Origin of the sequence: Noviherbaspirillum humi, from assembly GCF_900188095.1 — a bacterium.
In the GTDB taxonomy this organism is placed as follows: domain Bacteria; phylum Pseudomonadota; class Gammaproteobacteria; order Burkholderiales; family Burkholderiaceae_D; genus Noviherbaspirillum; species Noviherbaspirillum humi.
In genome coordinates this window covers 140,499-160,249 of record NZ_FZOT01000006.1, presented here as the reverse complement: position 1 = coordinate 160,249, position 19,751 = coordinate 140,499, and the positions used below count along the sequence as shown (strand labels likewise).

At 63.6% G+C, this 19,751-nt stretch carries 17 protein-coding genes; 6 read left to right on the top strand and 11 right to left on the bottom strand.

All coding sequences use genetic code 11. The features are described from left to right. Nucleotides 1-6: 6 nt before the first annotated feature. Entirely contained in the window at nucleotides 7-2,451 is a 2,445-nt protein-coding gene (locus CHB88_RS11775; protein ID WP_089399520.1) for a penicillin acylase family protein, read from the bottom strand. Between the two features lie 97 nt (nucleotides 2,452-2,548). On the opposite strand from CHB88_RS11775, the gene nadB reads away from it, so the two are divergent. The 3 genes from nadB (at nucleotide 2,549) to CHB88_RS24425 (ending at nucleotide 5,997) form a co-directional block, all read left to right on the top strand. Further along, nucleotides 2,549-4,174 (top strand): L-aspartate oxidase, encoded by a 1,626-nt coding sequence (gene nadB / locus CHB88_RS11770; protein WP_089399519.1) that lies wholly within the window; start codon nucleotides 2,549-2,551, stop codon nucleotides 4,172-4,174. Nucleotides 4,175-4,622: 448 nt separating this feature from the next. Beyond that, nucleotides 4,623-5,252 carry a hypothetical protein gene (locus CHB88_RS24430; RefSeq protein ID WP_143131224.1) on the top strand — a complete coding sequence of 210 codons (630 nt, stop codon included), beginning with the start codon at nucleotides 4,623-4,625 and terminating at the stop codon, nucleotides 5,250-5,252. Nucleotides 5,253-5,376: 124 nt separating this feature from the next. Next, nucleotides 5,377-5,997 carry a hypothetical protein gene (locus CHB88_RS24425; protein WP_143131223.1) on the top strand — a complete coding sequence of 207 codons (621 nt, stop codon included), beginning with the start codon at nucleotides 5,377-5,379 and terminating at the stop codon, nucleotides 5,995-5,997. Between the two features lie 192 nt (nucleotides 5,998-6,189). Here CHB88_RS24425 and nadA read toward each other — a convergent pair whose 3' ends face one another. From nadA to CHB88_RS11750, 4 genes are all read right to left on the bottom strand, one after another. Next, nucleotides 6,190-7,329, bottom strand: a complete 1,140-nt coding sequence (gene nadA / locus CHB88_RS11765) for a quinolinate synthase NadA (RefSeq protein WP_089399518.1) — start codon at nucleotides 7,327-7,329, stop codon at nucleotides 6,190-6,192. Nucleotides 7,330-7,438: 109 nt separating this feature from the next. Next, complete coding sequence (locus CHB88_RS11760) at nucleotides 7,439-9,037, bottom strand: ABC-F family ATPase (protein ID WP_089399517.1); 1,599 nt, start codon at nucleotides 9,035-9,037, stop codon at nucleotides 7,439-7,441. A gap of 103 nt (nucleotides 9,038-9,140) precedes the next feature. Continuing rightward, the gene (locus CHB88_RS11755) at nucleotides 9,141-9,767 is read right to left on the bottom strand and encodes a 2-dehydro-3-deoxy-6-phosphogalactonate aldolase (RefSeq protein ID WP_089399516.1); all 627 of its coding nucleotides are present in this window, start codon (nucleotides 9,765-9,767) and stop codon (nucleotides 9,141-9,143) included. Next, nucleotides 9,764-10,678 (bottom strand): 2-dehydro-3-deoxygalactonokinase, encoded by a 915-nt coding sequence (locus CHB88_RS11750; protein WP_089399515.1) that lies wholly within the window; start codon nucleotides 10,676-10,678, stop codon nucleotides 9,764-9,766. The genes CHB88_RS11755 and CHB88_RS11750 overlap by 4 nt, the downstream gene beginning before the upstream one ends. A 251-nt stretch (nucleotides 10,679-10,929) precedes the next feature. Between CHB88_RS11750 and araD the strand changes: the two genes are divergently transcribed. Genes araD through CHB88_RS11735 form a run of 3 tightly spaced genes read left to right on the top strand, consistent with a single transcriptional unit; the run spans nucleotide 10,930 to nucleotide 14,496 of the window. Further along, nucleotides 10,930-12,651 carry an L-arabinonate dehydratase gene (gene araD, locus CHB88_RS11745; protein ID WP_089399514.1) on the top strand — a complete coding sequence of 574 codons (1,722 nt, stop codon included), beginning with the start codon at nucleotides 10,930-10,932 and terminating at the stop codon, nucleotides 12,649-12,651. A 44-nt stretch (nucleotides 12,652-12,695) separates the two neighbouring features. Further along, complete coding sequence (locus CHB88_RS11740) at nucleotides 12,696-13,577, top strand: SMP-30/gluconolactonase/LRE family protein (RefSeq protein WP_089399513.1); 882 nt, start codon at nucleotides 12,696-12,698, stop codon at nucleotides 13,575-13,577. Nucleotides 13,578-13,608: 31 nt separating this feature from the next. Further along, nucleotides 13,609-14,496 (top strand): aldose 1-epimerase, encoded by an 888-nt coding sequence (locus tag CHB88_RS11735; RefSeq protein WP_089399512.1) that lies wholly within the window; start codon nucleotides 13,609-13,611, stop codon nucleotides 14,494-14,496. Here the strand turns inward: CHB88_RS11735 and CHB88_RS11730 are convergent. From CHB88_RS11730 to guaA, 6 genes are all read right to left on the bottom strand, one after another. After that, on the bottom strand, nucleotides 14,482-15,441 hold the full coding sequence (locus tag CHB88_RS11730; RefSeq protein ID WP_089399511.1) for an LD-carboxypeptidase: 960 nt from the start codon (nucleotides 15,439-15,441) through the stop codon (nucleotides 14,482-14,484). The two genes, CHB88_RS11735 and CHB88_RS11730, sit on opposite strands and share 15 nt — an antisense overlap. Further along, nucleotides 15,442-16,353, bottom strand: coding sequence for an alpha/beta fold hydrolase (locus CHB88_RS11725; protein WP_089399592.1), 912 nt, complete (start codon nucleotides 16,351-16,353; stop codon nucleotides 15,442-15,444). It abuts the gene before it with no gap. A 108-nt stretch (nucleotides 16,354-16,461) separates the two neighbouring features. Continuing rightward, a complete protein-coding gene (gene tadA, locus CHB88_RS11720; RefSeq protein ID WP_089399510.1) occupies nucleotides 16,462-16,959 on the bottom strand; it encodes a tRNA adenosine(34) deaminase TadA in 498 nt (165 codons plus the stop codon). Continuing rightward, nucleotides 16,952-17,398 carry a 6-carboxytetrahydropterin synthase QueD gene (queD, locus tag CHB88_RS11715; protein WP_089399509.1) on the bottom strand — a complete coding sequence of 149 codons (447 nt, stop codon included), beginning with the start codon at nucleotides 17,396-17,398 and terminating at the stop codon, nucleotides 16,952-16,954. The genes tadA and queD overlap by 8 nt, the downstream gene beginning before the upstream one ends. Nucleotides 17,399-17,406: 8 nt before the next feature. Continuing rightward, on the bottom strand, nucleotides 17,407-18,042 hold the full coding sequence (gene queE / locus CHB88_RS11710; protein WP_089399508.1) for a 7-carboxy-7-deazaguanine synthase: 636 nt from the start codon (nucleotides 18,040-18,042) through the stop codon (nucleotides 17,407-17,409). A gap of 21 nt (nucleotides 18,043-18,063) precedes the next feature. Then, a complete protein-coding gene (gene guaA, locus CHB88_RS11705) occupies nucleotides 18,064-19,650 on the bottom strand; it encodes a glutamine-hydrolyzing GMP synthase (protein WP_089399507.1) in 1,587 nt (528 codons plus the stop codon). Nucleotides 19,651-19,751: the final 101 nt, after the last annotated feature.

Sequence of the window (19,751 nt, the reverse complement as noted above, 5' to 3'; positions counted from 1 at the left end):
CATTGATCAGGGCGTCAAGCGCAGCAGGCCGAGCCGGTTCCTTTCCACCTGCTCGCGCCGCGTCTGCATCGGAACATACTGCACCGCCGCCCAGGGCTGGACGAAATTGCGGTACAGCGGCGAGAACACATTGCCGGACTGGCCGGTGGAATGCATGAACAGCGAGCGCTCCGGGTCCGACAGGTCATAAATTGCGCGCAGGCTGGCGGCATGCCGGTTGACGAAAGGCGCCTTGTCGTCGCGCATGCTGAAACGGCCGACGTTGACGGTATAGGCATCGCCCGGCGACGCCACCCGGATATCGAACAGCCGGTCCAGCGGCGGCACGCGGCCGAAGGGCCGATGCTCCGAACGCGCCTGGTGCGCCTCGCCCCAGCGCCAGGACGCCATGTCCTTGCCGTGGCGCTTCTCCATTTCCTCCAGTGCCGTCTCCAGCGCGCGCGACACCAGATCCAGGCATGCCTGCTCCGGCGTGGCCGCCGCCCTTTCCGGCTTGCGGCACCATTGTCCCTTGCCGGCCGGGTCGGCGAGCGCATTCAGCAGGGGCTGATGGACATTGCGCAGGTCCCAATAGTCCCGCATCAGCGCATCGCCCAGGACGTCGGCAAACATGTCGCGCGTCGCAGCGCGCAGCCAGGCGTTGAAAATCAGCGGCTCGGCGCGTTCCGCTCCCATCGTGCCATCCCAATCACGAAGCATTTCCAGCGCGCGCCGCCCGCGCTCGGACTGCGGCTGCGCCTTGCGCATGAAGGGAAGCAATTGCCGGGCAGCGAGCGAGACCACGTCTGCCTGCATGGCGATGAAGCTTTCCAGGTCATGCTTGCCTCTGGCGGCCAGCAAGGAATGTATTCGTTCGGCACGATACGGCAGCGCCCATTCACTGGTTAGGTAATACGGATAGTCGTCGGCAACGATTTTTTCATTGGCGGTCGCCCGCATGCCGGAGGCGGGGTTGACGCTTATCGGCAGCGCCTCGAACGGAATGAAGCCATCCCAGTCGTAGCGGGCGTCCCAACCGGGCGCCGGCGCCAGCCCCATGAGGTCGTTCTCCGCCTTGCGCAGCGGCACCCGTCCGGGCGCAATGAAGCCGATTTTGCCGTCGACATCGGCATACACCATGTTTTGCTGCGGCGAGGAGAACGCTTTCAGCGCCGACGTGAAGTCCTGCCAGTTGCGCGCCAGGCCGACGCGTATGCCCGCCTGCACGGTGAGGTCGTCCGGCCGCAGCGCGGACCAGGCAAAGGACACGGCATGGGTTTTTACATCAAGGCCTGCGCGGCCGATGACGGGCAGCGCGCCACTCACCACCGGACCGTGGCGGGTCTCGCGCACGGTAAGGATTTCGTCGGGAGCGCCCTTTACGCGCAGCGTTTCCTGGCGGGTGGCGAATTCCGCCCAGCCGTCGGGCGTGCGGTACTGGTTCGGGTTGTCCGGATTGATGCGCTCCAGGTAGAGGTCCTGCACGTCGGACGCGGTATTGGTGAAGCCCCAGGCGATGCGGTCATTGCGCCCGAGGACCACCGCCGGCAGGCCCGGCAGCGTGGCGCCGATCACGTTCATGCCCGGCGCCGACAGATGCGCGAAATACCAGAGCGCCGGCGCCGACAGGCCGAGATGCGGGTCGTTGGCGAGCAGCGGCTTGCCGGAAGCCGTGTGTGCGCCCGACACTACCCAGTTGTTCGACCCCATGCCTTCGCGCAGTCCGACAGGCGCCGCCGCGACCACTTTTTCCATCTGATCCGTCAGCGCCGCCAGCTGGCGGTAAAGGCTGGGCAGATCGCGCGTCTGCAGCGGCACATCGCCGGGATACGGCGGCAGGAAGGCGTTGATCTGCTCCTGCGTCAACCGCTGCGCCAGGCGCATGCGCAGCACTTCCTGCCCCCAGTTCGCGCTCAGGTCCCAGGCCATCATGGTTTGCCAGGCGATGGAGTCGGCCGGGTGCCACGGCTCCGGCGGCAGCGCGCCGGTGAGGATGAACTCCGGCGGACGCGGCCTTTGCTGGCCGTCGATGAAGGCATTGACGCCGCGGGCATAGGCATCGAGGGCGGCGCGGGCATCCGGCGCGAGGCGGGCATAGATCTGCTCGGCATTGCGGCGCACGCCCAGGGTGCGCAGAAAGCGGTCGGCGTCGAGCGCGTTCGGCCCGAGGATTTCGGCCACCCGGCCGGCGGCAATGCGCCGGTTCATTTCCATCTGCCACAGCCGGTCCTGGGCATGCACGAAGCCGAGGGCGAAATAGGCGTCGGCGCTGGCGGCGGCGTAGATGTGCGGGATGCCGTGTGCATCGCGCACGATGTCCACCGGCGCGGTCAGGCCGTCGAGCTTCAGCGTGCCGTCGATGCGCGGCTGACTGGCGCGGGCATACCAGCCCAGCACCAGCGCCGAGGATGCCACGACGATCAGCGCCAGCAGCAGCGCGCCAAGGCCGATCTTTTTCAGTATTCTCCTCATGTCCTCTTCTCTGGTAGGGGCTGCCGCAGGCATTTTTTCCCGATGATAAGATGGCGCCCTTGTTCAATCGATGGCAACGAAGCTCGTACCCTACTCTATGAAATTCGACGTGGCAATTATCGGCACCGGTCTGGCCGGTCTCTCGGTGGCGCTGCACCTCGCGAAGTCGCGCAAGGTGGTGGTGATTTCGAAGCGCAAGATGCTGGACGGCGCGAGCGACTGGGCCCAGGGCGGCATCGCGGCGGTGCTCGATTCCGGCGACAGCCATGAGCAGCATGTGCAGGACACGCTGATCGCCGGCGCCGGCCTGTGCGACGAGGCGGCCACCCGCTACATCGTCGAGCATGGGCGCGAGGCGATCGACTGGCTGATCGAGCAAGGCGTGCCCTTCACGCCCGATCCGGCCGCCGAGCTCGGCTACCACCTCACCCGCGAAGGCGGTCACAGCCAGCGGCGCATCATCCATGCCGCCGACGCCACCGGCCATGCGGTTCAGGTGACGCTGGAGCAGAAGGTGCGCCAGCATCCGAACATCACCGTGCTGGAAGACCATTGCGCCATCGACGTGATCCGTTCCGACCGCCTGCCCGGCGCGGACGGCACGCCGCGCTGCGTCGGCCTCTACGTGCAGGACGTCAACAGCGGCGAGGTGAAGACCTTGGCCGCGCCGCATACCGTGCTGGCCACCGGCGGCGCCGGCAAGGTCTATCTCTACACCACCAATCCGGACACCGCCACCGGCGACGGCATCGCTATGGCCTGGCGCGCCGGCTGCCGCGTGGCGAACATGGAGTTCGTGCAGTTCCATCCGACCTGCCTCTACCATCCCTTCGCCAAGTCCTTCCTCATCAGCGAGGCGGTGCGCGGCGAAGGCGGCATCCTGAAGCTGCCGCCGCAGGCGGGCGCCGCTGCAGGCAAGCGCTTCATGCCGGAACATGACGAGCGCGCCGAACTGGCGCCGCGCGACATCGTCGCCCGCACCATCGATTACGAGATGAAGAAGCGCGGCCTGGATTACGTCGAGCTCGACATCAGCCACCAGCCGTCGGCATTCATCAAGGAGCACTTCCCGACCATCCATGCGCGCTGCCTGGAGTTCGGCATCGACATCACCCGCCAGCCGATCCCGGTGGTGCCGGCGGCGCACTACACCTGCGGCGGCGTGGTGACCGACATGAGCGGCCGCACCGACCTGCCCGGCCTCTACGCCGTCGGCGAAACCGCCTATACCGGACTGCATGGCGCCAACCGCCTCGCCAGCAACTCGCTGCTGGAGTGCGTGGTGCTCGGTCGTTCTGCTGCCCAGCATATCGAGGCTGATGCTGTTTCCGCGCTGCCCGATCTGCCGGCCTGGGACGAAAGCCGCGTCACCGACGCGGACGAGGAAGTCGTCATCACCCAGAACTGGGACGAGCTGCGCCGCTTCATGTGGAATTACGTCGGCATCGTGCGCACCAACAAGCGACTGGAACGGGCGCACCACCGCCTGCGCCTGCTGCGCGACGAAATCTACGAGTACTACGACAAGTTCCGCATCACCCGCGACCTGCTGGAACTGCGCAATCTGGTGGACGTGGCGACGCTGATGGTGGACAGCGCGCTGCAGCGGCGGGAGAGCCGCGGGCTGCATTACAGCCGGGATTTTCCTAATACCTTGCCGAAGGCGCTGCCGACGGTGCTGACGCCTGCGCGGCGGGCGAGTCGGGAGAGCATCGGGATATAACGAACAGGTGCTCGGCCAGTTGGCTTCAGATTAGCTCGCTGGTCGTCCGACTACCGCGTCCATCGGCCGCCACATCATTCCATTTCCATTTCTGGGTAAGGTGGCCGCCTCTTCGAAACTATAGTCCTCGCATCACTTCGAAATCGAGAAGCGAATCATTTTGATCGAGCAGGTCTGCCAAGCTGAAGCTGCTTTGCACAACTGCCAGCAACATTTGCATCCACAATCGGCTCAGCGCCTCCTTTAACTTTCAAGTTTAATTTGCCGGCGTAGCAACTACATCCTTATTAGATGCTTGGTGAAGGGATCAAGAATCTCTTCCTCTCCCAGCCAATCAATGCGGATTCGGCAGCTGCATCCATTCCTTGCGAGAAATAAACTGGCATGCAATTTGCTCGTCCCGGTTCGACTTCGGTAGAAACTTTTTCTGCTTAATTCGGGATAAGACATGAGTACAAGAGCGATCGAAAGCGCGTCTATCATTCGAAATCCAATAACTTCAAGCTCAAGTCCTGTACTTGTTGCGGGCATGCCGGGTGCAGACGGCACAATGCTGCCTTACCGACTTGGCACGGCGAATTCCGAGACAAAAATCCAGCAAGCAGCGGTAAGTTTTCTACAGCAACTTGGCGCTTCTTCTATACTGAATAAAGCCCAAGACGACAAATCGTCCGATCCCAGAGATTGGACCGAAGTCACGGTACAAATCACTCCGGCTCGCTTAGCACAAATTTCAAAGGCGATTGGACTGCCTGGTCCTGTTCCAGCCAATCAGATTTGCGCAACCATGACAAATTTCATTCGTGTCAGTGGGGGCTTGCACCCTGTTGGGATTACCCCCTCCTATGTCCCTGACATGATTAAAGCAGCAAGGAAAGACGCAATAGAAGTGGGAAAAGCGCAAGCGCGGCCCGGTGATATTGCAGTACTTTTAAATGACACTCACTCGGGAACAGTGATCAGATTGCCGAACGGACAATTGAAGGTCTTGGCATTCACTGGCGAATTAACACATGAAGTGGTGGTTCAAATCATACGGATCGAGAGCGTGAAGCGCATCTTTCGATTCAGTAAATAGTCAACGAATATTTTTTGATTTTTAAGTTGTGACGCTCGATTTATTGATTGATTCACTGGCTTGCTGCGTGCAAGCCTTTAATTGATCTTGATAGATGCCGTAGCTTGTCAACAAAGGAGAAACCATGGGACTTAGAGTCATCGAGAGTAGGAATGTGAATCAAAATCTTCAATCCTCACCAAATAATCCTGTACTTGTTGCCGGTAACTTAGCAGGTAATGATGGAACAATTATCCCCTACCAAATAGCTACATCAAGTAAGACGGCCCGAGTTCAGCAAGAAGCAGAGAAACTACTAAATGAATTTGGAGTTTTTTCGGTGTTAAAGAAAGCACAGCAAAGTAATCACTATAGTTGGACGTACGAGAGTGTGTATCTTGATGCGGCTCGACTACAAGCAATTTCGAAAGCACTGAAGCTACCGTACACACTTCCTGCCACTCAAATCTGTGCCGCCATGGTGAATTACCTTCGGGTCCGCGCGGGACTAAGGACCGTTGGAACACCGCCTTCCTACATTCCCGCCATGGTTGCCGATGTCAAAAAGAATGGTACGGTGGTCAAGGCCTCAGAAGCTCAACCTGGCGATATTGCGATTCTTTCTGGTGGCGGACACTCTGGGACAGTCATCAGATTAGCGAATGGCGAGCTCAAGGTATTGGCGTTCACTGGAAACTCGGCCACTGACGCAACTGCACAAATTGTACCAATTGAATTTGCAGAACCGATTTACAGGGTCAAATAGACAAACGCTTCGTGGGCGAAGTTGTGGTTGAAGCGGATGAGGTAGATCGGCGCCAACCATCGCACTTTTACGCTTGTATCTTCACCGACGATAACACCGCTCAAAATTCACAAAATAAGAATGCCGTTCAGCTTTTCACTGAACGGCATTGCATGTTGTAGCTATTCTGTAATTTGAGAGTGCAAAGCTAAATCAAGCCGGCCCCACCCCGGCAAACAGCTTCTGCTCCTTCGCCAGATCGCTGCCCGGCCGCACATTCGCCTTGCGCGCAGCCGCAAAGTCCAGCATGCGGTCGATGCACACCTTCGCCTGGCGGCCGACGGCCGGATCGACATGAATCTCGTTGCGGCCGGTTTCCAGCACGTCGATGAGGTTCTGCAGGCCGTTCATCGCCATCCAGGGGCAATGGGCGCAGCTCTTGCATGTGGCGCTGTTGCCGGCGGTGGGCGCGTCGATGAAGATCTTGCCCGGGGCGGCCATGCGCATCTTGTGCAGGATGCCGTTGTCGGTGGCGACGATGAACTCCTTCGCGTCCAGATTCTGGGCCGCGGCGATCAGCTGCGAGGTGGAGCCGACCACGTCGGCCTGCGCCACCACCGCTTCCGGCGACTCGGGATGCACCAGGATCTTCGCCTTCGGATGCTCGCGCTTCAGCAGTTCCAGTTCCACGCCCTTGAACTCGTCATGCACCAGGCAGGAACCCTGCCACAGCAGCATGTCGGCGCCGGTCTTCTTCTGGATATAGCTGCCGAGGTGCTTGTCCGGCGCCCACAGGATCTTCTTGCCCTGCGCATGCAGGTGCTGCACGATCTCCAGTCCGATGGACGAGGTCACCATCCAGTCGGCGCGGGCCTTCACCGCCGCGCTGGTATTGGCGTAGACCACCACGGTGCGGTCCGGGTGGGCATCGCAGAAGGCGTTGAACTCGTCCGCCGGGCAGCCGAGATCGAGCGAGCAGGTGGCGTCCAGGTCAGGCATCAGGATGCGCTTTTCCGGGCTCAGGATCTTGGCGGTCTCGCCCATGAAGCGCACGCCCGCCACCACCAGGGTCTTGGCCGGATGGTCGCGGCCGAAGCGGGCCATCTCCAGCGAGTCGGAGACGCAGCCGCCGGTTTCCTCCGCCAGGTCCTGCAGGTCGGCATCGACGTAGTAGTGCGCCACCAGCACCGCCTGCTTTTCCTTCAGCAGGTGGCGAATGCGGTCCTTCATCGCCCCTCTTTCGGCGGGCGACACATCGGCCGGCACGCGCGCCCAGGCGTTGGCGACGCAGCTGATGCCCTGTTCCATCTGCGGGCGTTCAAATTCGACGGTCTTGATCGGTTGAATTTGCATGGTCTGGTATCCGGAAGTAATCGGGCATCACCCCTGGGCACCGGCAGCTTGCCGGCACCTGCTATGTGCGTGGGAAACAGCGGATTTCAATGGAAAAACGACAACGGGCTTATTCGATGCCCTGGCTGCTCAGATAGTCTTCGTAGCCGCCCTGGAAGTCGATCACCTGGCCATCCTTCACCTCCAGGATGCGGGTGGCGAGCGAGGACACGAACTCCCGGTCGTGGGAGACGAAGATCAGCGTGCCGGCATATTTTTCCAGCGCGATGTTGAGCGACTCGATGGATTCCATGTCCATGTGGTTGGTCGGCTCGTCGAGCAGCAGCACGTTGTGGCGGCCGAGCATGAGCTTGCCGTACATCATGCGGCCCTTCTCGCCGCCAGACAGCACCTTGACCGACTTCCTCACGTCGTCGCCGGAGAACAGCAGCCGGCCGAGGATGGAGCGCACCGCCTGGTCGTCGTCGCCTTCCTTGGTCCAGCGGCCCATCCAGTCGGTCAGGTTGGTGTCCTCGGCGAATTCATCGGTCGGGTCCTGCGGCATGTAGCCGATGTTGGCATGCTCGGCCCACTTCGATACGCCGCGGTCCGGCTCCATGCCGCAGACGTTCCCGCCAATGCAGCGCAGCAGCGTGGTCTTGCCGGCGCCGTTGGCGCCGATAATGGCTATCTTCTCGCCGGCTTCCACCAGCATGTTGAAGTTGGCGAACAGCGTGCGGTCGTAAGCCTTGGACAGGCCTTCCACTTCCACCGCCTGGCGATGCAGCTTCTTTTCGCCTTCGAAGCGTACGAAGGGATTCTGCCGGCTGGACGGCTTGAGGTCTTCGACCTTGATCTTCTCGATCTGCTTGGCGCGCGACGTGGCCTGGCGCGCCTTGGACTTGTTGGCCGAGAAGCGGCGCACGAATTCCTGCAGTTCCGCCACCCGCTCCTTGGCCTTGGCATTGGCCGCCATGACCTGGGCCCGCGCCTGCGACGAGGCCAGCATGTAGTCGTCGTAGTTTCCGGGGTAGATCTTCAGCGTGCCGTAGTCCATGTCCGCCATGTGGGTGCAGACCTGGTTCAGGAAGTGGCGGTCGTGGGAAATGATGATCATGGTGGAATTGCGCTCGTTGAGCACGTTTTCCAGCCAGCGGATGGTGTTGATGTCGAGGTTGTTGGTCGGCTCGTCGAGCAGCAGGATGTCCGGGTTGGAGAACAGCGCCTGCGCCAGCAGCACCCGCAGCTTCCAGCCGGGAGCGACGTTGCTCATCGGGCCCTGGTGCTGGTCCAGCGGCACGCCGACGCCGAGCAGCAGTTCGCCGGCGCGGGCTTCGGCGGTGTAGCCGTCGTACTCGGCGAACTTCGCTTCCAGGTCGGCGGCGCGCATGTAGTCATCGTCAGTGGCCTCGGGGTTGGCGTAGATGGCGTCGCGCTCGCTCATCGCCGCCCACATCTCGGTGTGGCCCATCATCACCACGTCCAGCACCCGCATTTCCTCGTAGGCGAACTGGTCCTGGCGCAGCTTGCCGAGACGCTCGTTCTGGTCGAGCATGACGGTGCCGGAGGACGGCTCCAGGTCGCCGCCGAGGATCTTCATGAAGGTCGACTTGCCGCAGCCGTTGGCGCCGATCAGGCCGTAGCGGTTGCCTTCGCCGAACTTGACGGAGATGTTTTCGAACAGCGGCTTGGCGCCGAACTGCATGGTGATGTTGGCTGTTGATAGCACGGAAATGCCTTTTGCGGTGGAATTCGGATTAACCCGCTATTCTAGCATTCCATGCGGCTCCAGCCGACCTCCCCGCCGGCGCAGGCCGAGTTGCCAGGCTGGCTTATCGAGCCGGCAAGGCGGCCCGGGCGCGCATGAACGCTTCCGCCGACTTCTTCAGGCCGGCGGCATCGATACCCGGCTTGTAGAGGGCGCTGCCGATGCCGAAGCCGGTGGCGCCGGCGGCGGCGAAGGCCGCCATGTTTTCCGGGCTGACGCCGCCCACTGGCATGACCGGCGTGTCCGGCGGCAGGATGGACACCATCGCCTTCACCACCGAGGGCGGCAGCATCTCGGCGGGGAACAGCTTCAAGCCGTGCGCTCCCGCCTGCAGGGCGCGGTAGGCTTCGGTCGGCGTGGCCACCCCGGGCAGCGCCAGCATGCCCTTGCCGACCGCATAGGCGATCACTTCCGGCTCGCAGTTGGGCGAGACCATCAGGCGGCCGCCGGCCTCATGCACCTGTTCCACATGCTGCAGGGTCAGCATGGTGCCGCCGCCGATGATGGCGTCGGCCGGCGCGATCCTGATCAGTTCGCGCATCGCTTCGATCGCGCCGGGCCGGTTCAGCGGTACCTCCAGCAGGCGGAAGCCGGCATCGAACAGGATGCGGCCGAATTCCGGCGCTTCCGCCGGCGTCAGGCCGCGCAGGATGGCGACCAGCGGATAAGGCGAAGGAAGATTGTAGTTCATGACTGATCGCTTTCCTTGAAGAAGGCATGCAGGGCGGCGAGGTAGACCTGATCCGGGTCCCAGGCGCGGCTGGTCATGCCGAGGATGTCCAAAGCCCGTCCGTAGCGGGCGGCAAGGCTGGGGCTGCCGACGATCTGCACCGGCGCGTCCATGCTGCCGGCGCGGCGCAGGATGTCGTGGATCTCGCTGCCGATGAGCAGGCCGGAGAGGTAGGAGGCCGCGTGCTCGGGCGGCATCATGTCGGTGACCACCAGCGCCCGGCAGCCGAACGCGGCATGGGTGAACTCGCCATGGGCGCTGGCCTTCAGGCCCGCTTCGAAGGCCAGCGGAACCGGCTCCCGGCTGTTGATGACCTTGGACAGCGTGCCGTGCTCGCACAGCAGCGCGTACAGCTCGCCGGTCATGAAGGTGAGGAAGCGCAGCAGCCGGCCGCCGCGCAACTCGGCCCATTTGCTGTGGGTCCCTGGCAGCAGGTACCAGCCATCCGGCGCGCCCATGCGCATGGCGCCGAAGATCTGCGCTTCCTCGCCGCGCATCACGTCCGGCACGCCCTGCGGGTCGATATAGGTATAGCCGGGCACGATGCGGCAACGCACGCCCGGCAGCGCGGTCGGCACCGGCGTCATGGCCTGTGCCAGGGCGGACAGCGGCTGCGTCACCGGCAGATAGGGAACCTGCACCCAGCCGTTTCGGCTGCCCACCATGCCCGACATCACGATGTCGGCGCCCTGCTCCAGCTTCATGGCTTGCAGCAGCTGCTGCAGCGACGCCTCGAAGTCGCCGTTGACCTGCAGGATGCCGGCATGGTCCGCATGCTCGGCGGCGATGCCGCCTTGCGCATCGAGCAGATAGGCGCGGCGGTTGCTGGTGCCCCAGTCGATGCCGAGCAGGGGGCGGTTGGCTGATGTCATGGCGGACTCCGTAAGCGGAGGCAAGAATTTCCCTGCAGCTTGGATGGCATTGCCCTCTTCCCGTTCCCGCCTTTCGGCTGCAGCGGCCGCGCCTTGCGATGGCTCAAACCCGGACGATGCTCAACGCCTAGTATCCGAATGAGCCGTAACGGCTGCTGGCAGGCTTGCCTGAACTTTCATTCTTCCGGCCACTCCACTATTGATGCCGGATCGTAACCGCGCTTCTTCACGACAAGAACCCACTCCCTTCCATGAGCAATCAAAATCCCAAGCGCCGCAGTACCGCCTGGTTCGGCCACCAGGACCGCGATGGCTTCGTGCACCGAAGCTGGACCGCCAAGGCGGGACACCCGCAGGATGAATTCGATGGCCGGCCGGTGATCGGCATCTGCAATACCTGGTCGGAACTCACGCCTTGCAACAGTCATTTCCGCGAGCTGGCCGAGTTCGTCAAGCGCGGAGTGCTTGAGGCGGGCGGCTTCCCGCTCGAGTTCCCGGTGATGTCGCTCGGCGAAACCCAGCTGCGGCCGACCGCCATGCTGTTTCGCAATCTCGCCAGCATGGACGTGGAAGAGTCGATCCGCGGCAACCCGATCGATGGCGTGGTGCTGCTGATGGGCTGCGACAAGACCACGCCGTCGCTCATGATGGGCGCCGCCAGCTGCGGCCTGCCGACCATCGGCGTCTCCGGCGGGCCCATGCTCAACGGCAAATTCCGCGGCAAGGACATCGGTTCCGGCACCGGCGTATGGCAGATGTCGGAGATGGTACGGGCCGGCACCATGACGCAGGCGGAATTCACCGAAGCCGAGGCATGCATGAACCGCTCTGCCGGCACCTGCATGACCATGGGAACGGCATCGACCATGGCCAGCATGGTGGAAGCGCTCGGGATGTCGCTGCCCGGCAATGCCGCGATTCCAGCGCCGGATACGCGCCGCAACCGCATCGCTCAGTTGAGCGGCCGCCGCATTGTGGAAATGGTGAAGGAAAACCTCACCATGGACCGCATTCTGACGCGCGAAGCCTTCGAGAACGCGATCCGGGTGAACGCGGCCATCGGCGGCTCCACCAATGCGGTGGTGCACCTGCTGGCGATCGCCGGCCGCATCGGCGTGGACCTGAAGCTGGAAGACTTCGACCGCATCGGCAGCCACCTGCCCTGCCTCGTCAACCTACAGCCGTCGGGCGAATTTCTGATGGAAGACTTCTTCTATGCCGGCGGCGTGCCGGCGGTAATGCGCGAGATCCAGCACCTGCTGCATGGCGATGCCCTCACCGTGAACGGCAGGACCATCGCCGAGAACATCGCCGATGCGCCCTGCTACAACCGCGACGTCATCATGCCGCTTGAGCAGCCGTTCAAGGACAAGGCCGGCATCGCCATCCTCAAGGGCAACCTGGCGCCGAACGGCGCGGTGATCAAGCCGTCCGCCGCTTCGCCGCACCTGCTCAAGCACCGCGGCCGCGCGGTGGTGTTCGAGAACATCGAGCATTTCCGCGAGCGGGTGGACGACCCGGCGCTGGACGTGGACGAGAACTGCGTGATGGTGCTGAAGAATTGCGGCCCCCGCGGCTATCCGGGCATGGCGGAGGTCGGCAACATGCCGCTGCCGCGCAAGGTGCTGCAGAAGGGCATCACCGACATGGTGCGGATTTCCGACGCGCGCATGAGCGGCACCGCCTACGGCACCGTCGTGCTGCATACCTCGCCGGAGGCGGCGGCAGGCGGCCCCCTGGCGCTGGTGCGGGACGGCGACATGATCGAACTCGACGTTGAAACGCGCCGCCTGAACCTGGAAGTGAGCGACGAAGAACTGCAGCGGCGCAAGGCCGAGTGGGTCCCACCGCCGAAGCCGGAACGCGGCTACGCCCGGCTCTATTGCGACCATGTGCTCGGGGCTGATCTCGGCGCCGATCTCGATTTCCTGGTCGGCAGCAGCGGCGCGCCCGTGCCGCGCGAATCGCACTAGCGCGGGGACATGTTCATGCATTATCCGGACCCAAGGAGTTCGTCATGATCGACATGAACCGCCTGGAGTGCGTATGGGATGCCCATGCCCAGCTGGGCGAAGGGCCGATGTGGTCGGTGCGCGAGCAGGCGCTGTACTGGGTCGACATCCTCGGCCATCGCCTGCACCGCTTCTCCCCGCGCGACGGGCGGCGCACCTGGCAATTCGAGCAAAACATTTCTACGCTGGCCGAGCGCGCCGACGGCAACGGCCTGATGGTGACCCTGCGCCATGGCTTTGCCCGCTTCGATCCCGCCAGCGGCGAACTGACGCCGCTGCATCAAGTGGAGCACGACCAGCCGGGCAACCGCTTCAACGACGGCAAGTGCGACAGCCGCGGCCGCTTCTGGGCCGGCACCATGCATTTCGACGGCAAGGAACCGACCGGCTCCCTCTACCGATACACGCAGGAGCACGGCCATGTGCAGGTGGACAGCGGCTATGTGGTCACCAACGGGCCGGCCTGGTCAGGCGACGGCCGCACCATGTACCACAACGACAGCGTGAACGGCCGTGTCTACGCCTTCGACTTCGATCCCGACACCGGCGAAGCCGGCAACAAGCGCCTGTTCCTGCAGTTCGGTCCGGAAGACGGCTCGCCCGACGGCATGACCACCGACGCCGAGGGCGGCCTCTGGATCGCGCACTGGGGCGCGAGCAGGATCACGCGCCACGATCCGCAGGGCAAGGTGCTGCAGACGATTGCGCTGCCCTGCAGCCAGATCACCAGCTGCGCCTTCGGCGGCCCGGATTTGAAGACGCTGTACATCACCTCCGCCGCCGTCGGCCTGTCGCCGGAACAGCTGGCGAAGGAGCCGCAGGCAGGCGGGCTGTTCGCGATCGGGCTCGACGTCGCCGGCGTGCCGCCCCATCCCTTCCGCGGCTGAGGCCGCCAACCGCATCGGACACCGGAGCATCATGACCGCCGACATCATCACGCTCGAAGCGGGCAAGCAGCGCCTGCGCCTGATTCCCTCGCTCGGCGGCAGCGTCGCCGCATGGGACTGGAAAGCCGGAGATGCATGGGCGCCGCTCTTCCGACCCTGGGATGGACAATCCGAGGAGCGTTATTCGTTCGCCTGCTTTCCGCTGGTCCCCTGGTCCAACCGCATCACCGGCGGCGGCTTCGAACATGACGGCGTGTTTCATCCGGTGAAGCTGAACAAGCCGGGCGAGGCCTATCCCATCCATGGCGACGGCTGGATGCAGCCGTGGCAGGTGCAGGACCAGGGCGATGGTGCGATCACCCTGGCGCTGGAATCGCACCGCTTCGATGGCGATCCCTACGACTATCGCAGCACCCAGCGCTTCATCCTGGAACCGCATGCCCTGCGCATCGAGCTGTCGGTCACCCATCATGGCGAGAAGCCGCTGCCTTATGGACTCGGCCTGCATCCCTACTTCGTGCGCAATGAACGCACCCTGCTGCAATCCCCCTGCGACGGCGTCTGGCTGGCGGGCGACGATCCGATCCCGGTCAGTCACACTACCGAGTTTCCGCCGACTTGGGATTACAACCAGCCGGCGCCGCTGCAAGGCCCGCTGATCGACAACTGCTTCACCGGCTGGATCGGGGAATCGGTGATTTCCTATCCCGACCGCGGCATCAGCATCACCATGACGATGGATGACTGCAACGGATACAGCCTGATGTACCGCCCGCCCGACCTGCCCTTCTTCTGCCTGGAACCCATCACCCAGCCTATCGATGCCTTTCACATGCCGGGCCAGCCCGGCCTCGCCATCCTGAACGAGGGCGACACGTTTGTATTGAAATCGCGCTTCGCCGTATCAGCGCTCGGCTGAGGCGGCCGGCACGGAGAATCCGGGAAACGACAGGCGCGTCTTCGAACGGTCGCTGACCAGGCGGGCCTTCACACCCACCGGCAGGCTGGCTTTGTCGCGGATGTGGCCGAAAGGCAGGCCGGTGAGCACCGGGATGGCGAGGCTTGATCGCAGATGGCGCAGCATGGCGTCGAAGTCGTAGCCATTGTCGTAATCGCTGAGGCGATAGAGCGAGAAGTCGCCCAGCAGCAGCGCCTTCTGCCGTTGCAGCACACCGGCATGCATCAGCTGCAGCAGCATGCGTTCCACCCGGTACGGATGCTCGTTCACATCTTCGACGAACAAGATGCCGCCCTCGACCTGCGGGAAGTATGGCGTGCCGGCGAGATGGGTCAGCATGGCGAGGTTGCCTCCCCAGAGCATGCCTTCCGCTTCCATCGGCGCGCTGCCCGCCGCGGCGAATTCGACCGCATGCCCGCCACGCAGCAAGCCGAGAAAATGATCGAGCATGAAGCGGCTTGGCATGTCGCGGGTGAAGTCGTCGCAGATCATGGGACCGGAAAGCGAGGGCATGCCGGCTTTGGCCAGCAACGCCAGTTGGAGTGCGGTGATGTCGCTGTGGCCGATCAACAGTTTCCGGTTTTGCTGCAGCCGTTCGAAATTGAGCAGCGGCAGCAGGCGGGTGGCGCCATAGCCGCCGCGCAGGGCCAGCACCAGGCTGACATCCGGATCGGCGAAGGCATCGTGGAGCGCCCTTGCCCGGGCTCCGTCGGGCGCGCTGAAGCGTTCATTTCTTTCGTGGGGCGCGCAGAAGAGTTTCACGCGAGCGCCAAGCGCTCGCAGACGATCCACGGCTACCGCTACTGCCGTCGGATCGGGTGCGTAGCCGCCCGGCGCCACGATGCCTATGGCATGGCCATCCAGTCCGCCGCGCCAGCGCGCGATGTCGAAACCGTCCGCCGCCATTCAGGCCCTGCGCCTCTCCGGGTCGCCGGCCGCGCGGCAGTGCGCGGCGATCAGGCCGGCGAGAATCACGTCGAGACCGGGCGGCAGGTCATGGCCCATGCCCTTGACTTCATGGAACTTGGCGCCGGGTATGAGCAAGGCCGCATCCCGTCCGGCAACGAGGGGAACCAGCGGATCGTCGCTGCCGTGTATCACCAGAGTGGGCGCCTGGATATGGCGCAGTTGCCGCCAGCGGTCCCCGGCGGCGGCGATCGCCATCAGTTGCCGCCCGGTGCCGCTGGGATAGAGGCTTCGTCTGATCTCGGCCGCCACCTGCTCGCGCAGCCTAGCCGGCGGCGTGGGATAGCCGGGGCTGGAAAGCACCTGATAGGTGCGCACCATGTGGTCGATGACGCTGTCGATATCGCGTGGATTATTCGGCTGCGACATCAGCGCTGCATTCGCTGCCAGTGTGGGCCCCGGGAGCCCCGGGCGGCCGCTGGTGGACATGATGGAAGTCAGCGAAATCACCCGCTGCGGCGCCTTGACGGCGATGGTCTGGCCGATCATGCCGCCCATGGAAACGCCGATGATGTGCGCCTTGTCGATGCCGAGCGCGTCGAGCAGGCCGAGCGCGTCGTCGGCCATGTCGTCGAGCGTGTAAGGCGTCTTGACCGGCATGTGGAACATGGAGCTGACGAAGGCCATGGCGAGATTGGGCCTGCCCATTTCGCGCATCTTCGATGACAGGCCGCTGTCGCGATTATCGAAGCGGACCAGATGATAACCCTGGGCCACCAGCGCCTGGCAAAACGCATCCGGCCAGGAGATAAGCTGCAGTCCGAGCCCGGCGATCAGGAGCATGGTCTCGTTGCGCGGATCGCCCATGGTGTCGTAGGCGATGGTGATGCCGTTGGCTTGGACAGTTGGCAAGTTTTCCTCGTCAGTCAGCGCGAAATGCGGATGCCGCTGTGCATGCGGTGTCATGGTGCAAAATGGTGCTCGCCGCGCGCCTGCCATTTGAAGGCAATAGGCATGCCATCATTCGCCGCCGTGCTCGCTGTCAACCACCCTGCCGCGCAGCATCGCGGCCCGGCGCCTTTCGGCAAAGAACTCCCTCAGCAAGGCACCGCATTCTTCGCCGAGCACGCCGCCTACCACCCCGGTATGGTGATTGAGTTTCGATTGCTCGAACAGGTTCAGCACCGAACCGCAAACGCCCGTCTTGGGATCGGAGGCGCCGAACACGACGCGGTTCAGGCGGGCATGCATCATTGCCCCGGAGCACATCGCGCAGGGCTCGAGGGTGACGTACAGCTCGCATCCCGGCAGCCGGTAATTGCCGAGAATGGACGCCGCCGCGCGCAGCGCCATGATTTCGGCGTGGGCGGTGGGATCATGGTTGCCGATCGGCTGATTGAAGCCGGTGGCGATCACCTGCCCGTCCTTTACCACCACCGCGCCGACCGGCACTTCGCCGAGCGCCCATGCGTTGTGCGCCTGGTCCAGCGCCTGCCGCATGAACAGCTCGTCAGTCATCGGTGGCCTCGGCCCAGCAGTTCGGGGTTTCGTAGAGCTTGACGCGCTTCAGGCGCAGCGCGCGGCCGAAGCGCTGCTCGAAGGCGGGCTTGAGAATGTCGAAGGCAGTCACGGCGAGGTTTTCCACCGTCGGCACGCGCGGCACCACCACCGTCTTGTGGTCCGGCATGCTGGCAAGGAACTCGCGCACCGGGGCATCCTTTTCGTAGACCAGGAAGGCATGGTCCCAGACGTCCACCAGATGCTGCTTGGCCAGCGTCTTGACGTCGGAAAAGTCCATGATCATGCCGTTGTCGGACTCGCCATCCTGGTCAACGACCTCGCCCGTCAGTGTGATTTCCAGCACGTAGCGATGGCCGTGGAGATTGCGGCATTGGCTCTTGTGGTCGGGGATGCGATGGCCGGCATCGAATTCGAGTTTTCGGGTAATGGTCAGCATGCCGGCGTTCAGGGGATGTGCAACAGCTTATGGGTTTGCAGGCTCAGCTTCCAGCGCGGGCGCTGCTTGCAGGTTTCGATGGCGAGGCGGGTGTTGGCCTCGACCTTGGGGCCATCCATGGCCTGCAGATAGAAATGGGTGAAATCGAGGTTCTCGTAACGGCTGATGTCCTGGCCGAGCTGCGGGATCACCACCTTCAGCTCGTCGCCCTTTGTCACCACGAGCTCGGAGCCGATCTTGGGACTGATGCATACCCAGTCAACGCCGGCAGGCACCGGCAGCGTGCCGTTGGATTCGATCGCCACCTCGAAGCCGCGCGCATGCACCTGTTCCAGCAGCGGCGCATCGAGTTGCAGCAGTGGCTCGCCGCCGGTGAAGACGACGAATTTGCGCTGCGGGTAGGCGGCCGGCCAGAATGAATCGATGCGCTCGGCGAGATCCGCCGCCGCCGCGAACTTCCCGCCGCCCTCGCCATCGGTGCCGACGAAATCGGTATCGCAAAAGCGGCACACCGCCGTGGCGCGGTCGGCTTCCCTTCCGCTCCACAGATTGCAGCCGGAAAACCGGCAGAACACCGCGGGGCGCCCGGCATGCGTGCCCTCGCCCTGCAGGGTGTAAAACATTTCCTTGACGCTGTAAGTCAACGCATTGCCCTGCTTAAAAAGTTATTCCCACTCGATGGTCGCCGGCGGCTTGCCGGAGATATCGTAGACCACGCGGTTGATGCCGCGCACTTCGTTGATGATGCGGTTCGAGACGCGGCCGAGCAGCTCGTGCGGCAGGTGCGCCCAATGCGCCGTCATGAAATCTTGGGTCTGCACCGCGCGCAGCGCCACCACGTATTCGTAGGTGCGGCCGTCGCCCATCACGCCGACCGACTTCACCGGCAGGAACACGGTGAAGGCCTGGCTGGTCTTGTCGTACCAGGACTTGCCTTCCTCGTCCTTCGCCGCGCGCAGCTCTTCGATGAAGATGGCGTCGGCGCGGCGCAGCAGGTCGGCATACTCCTTCTTCACTTCGCCGAGGATGCGCACGCCCAGGCCCGGACCCGGGAAGGGATGACGGTACACCATGTCGTGCGGCAGGCCGAGCGCCACGCCGAGCTCCCGCACCTCGTCCTTGAACAGTTCGCGCAGCGGTTCCAGCAGCTTCAGGTTCAGGGTTTCCGGCAGGCCGCCGACATTGTGGTGGCTCTTGATGGTGTGGGCGGTCTTCTTGCCCTTGCCGGCACTCTCGATCACGTCGGGATAGATGGTGCCCTGGGCCAGCCACTTGGCGCTCTTGAGCTTGCCGGCCTGGGCCTGGAACACCTCGACGAATTCGCGGCCGATGATCTTGCGCTTGGCTTCAGGATCGGTCACGCCGGCGAGATGGCCCATGAACTGCTCGGTGGCGTCGACGTGGATGACCTTCACGCCGAGATTCTTGCCGAACATGTTCATCACCATGGTGCCTTCATCCAGGCGCAGCAGGCCGTGGTCGACGAAGACACAGGTCAGCTGGTCGCCGATGGCGCGATGGATCAGCGCCGCCGCCACGCTGCTGTCGACGCCGCCGGACAGGCCGAGGATGACTTCATCGTCGCCCACCTGGGCGCGGATGGCTTCCATCGCTTCGGCGATGTAGTCGGGCATGTTCCAGTCCGACTTGCAGCCGCAGATCTCGTGCACGAAGCGGCTGATCATGGCCTTGCCCTGCTGGGTATGGGTGACTTCCGGATGGAACTGCACCGCATACAGGCGGCGCTCCTCGTCTGCCATGCCGGCGATCGGGCAGCTCTCGGTGGAGGCCATCAGCTTGAAGCCGGGCGGCATTTCGTTGACCTTGTCGCCATGGCTCATCCAGACCTTGAGCATGCCGTGGCCCTCGTCGGTGACGAAGTCGCTAATGCCGTTGAGCAGCGCGGTATGGCCGCGGGCGCGCACTTCCGCGTAGCCGAACTCGCGCACCTTGCCGTTCTCGACCTTGCCGCCGAGCTGCGCCGCCATGGTTTGCATGCCGTAGCAGATGCCCAGCACCGGCACGCCCAGCTCGAACACCGCTTGCGGCGCGCGCGGCGTGTCGCCCTCGGTCACCGAATTCGGCCCGCCTGACAGGATGATGCCGGCGGCGCCGTAGTCGCGCACGAATTCGTTGCTGACGTCATAGGGAAAGACTTCGGAAAAGACGCCGGCTTCGCGCACGCGGCGCGCGATCAGCTGCGTGACCTGGGAACCGAAATCGAGGATGAGGATTTTCGAATGGCTGGACATGGATTGCTAGGATGATGTTGAGATCTTGGTCGCCTGCCGACATGCTGTCAGCAGGCTGAAAATTCGCCGCCGGCCTTCCAAAGAAGCAGGCCGGCATCAAT

Bases quoted from the DNA above. Each gene is read 5' to 3' on its own strand.
- CHB88_RS11775 (WP_089399520.1), bottom strand. From the start codon at position 2,451: ATGAGGAGAATACTGAAAAAGATCGGCCTTGGCGCGCTGCTGCTGGCG.
- nadB (WP_089399519.1), top strand. From the start codon at position 2,549: ATGAAATTCGACGTGGCAATTATCGGCACCGGTCTGGCCGGTCTCTCG.
- CHB88_RS24430 (WP_143131224.1), top strand. From the start codon at position 4,623: ATGAGTACAAGAGCGATCGAAAGCGCGTCTATCATTCGAAATCCAATA.
- CHB88_RS24425 (WP_143131223.1), top strand. From the start codon at position 5,377: ATGGGACTTAGAGTCATCGAGAGTAGGAATGTGAATCAAAATCTTCAA.
- nadA (WP_089399518.1), bottom strand. From the start codon at position 7,329: ATGCAAATTCAACCGATCAAGACCGTCGAATTTGAACGCCCGCAGATG.
- CHB88_RS11755 (WP_089399516.1), bottom strand. From the start codon at position 9,767: ATGAACTACAATCTTCCTTCGCCTTATCCGCTGGTCGCCATCCTGCGC.
- CHB88_RS11750 (WP_089399515.1), bottom strand. From the start codon at position 10,678: ATGACATCAGCCAACCGCCCCCTGCTCGGCATCGACTGGGGCACCAGC.
- araD (WP_089399514.1), top strand. From the start codon at position 10,930: ATGAGCAATCAAAATCCCAAGCGCCGCAGTACCGCCTGGTTCGGCCAC.
- CHB88_RS11740 (WP_089399513.1), top strand. From the start codon at position 12,696: ATGATCGACATGAACCGCCTGGAGTGCGTATGGGATGCCCATGCCCAG.
- CHB88_RS11735 (WP_089399512.1), top strand. From the start codon at position 13,609: ATGACCGCCGACATCATCACGCTCGAAGCGGGCAAGCAGCGCCTGCGC.
- CHB88_RS11730 (WP_089399511.1), bottom strand. From the start codon at position 15,441: ATGGCGGCGGACGGTTTCGACATCGCGCGCTGGCGCGGCGGACTGGAT.
- tadA (WP_089399510.1), bottom strand. From the start codon at position 16,959: ATGACTGACGAGCTGTTCATGCGGCAGGCGCTGGACCAGGCGCACAAC.
- queD (WP_089399509.1), bottom strand. From the start codon at position 17,398: ATGCTGACCATTACCCGAAAACTCGAATTCGATGCCGGCCATCGCATC.
- guaA (WP_089399507.1), bottom strand. From the start codon at position 19,650: ATGTCCAGCCATTCGAAAATCCTCATCCTCGATTTCGGTTCCCAGGTC.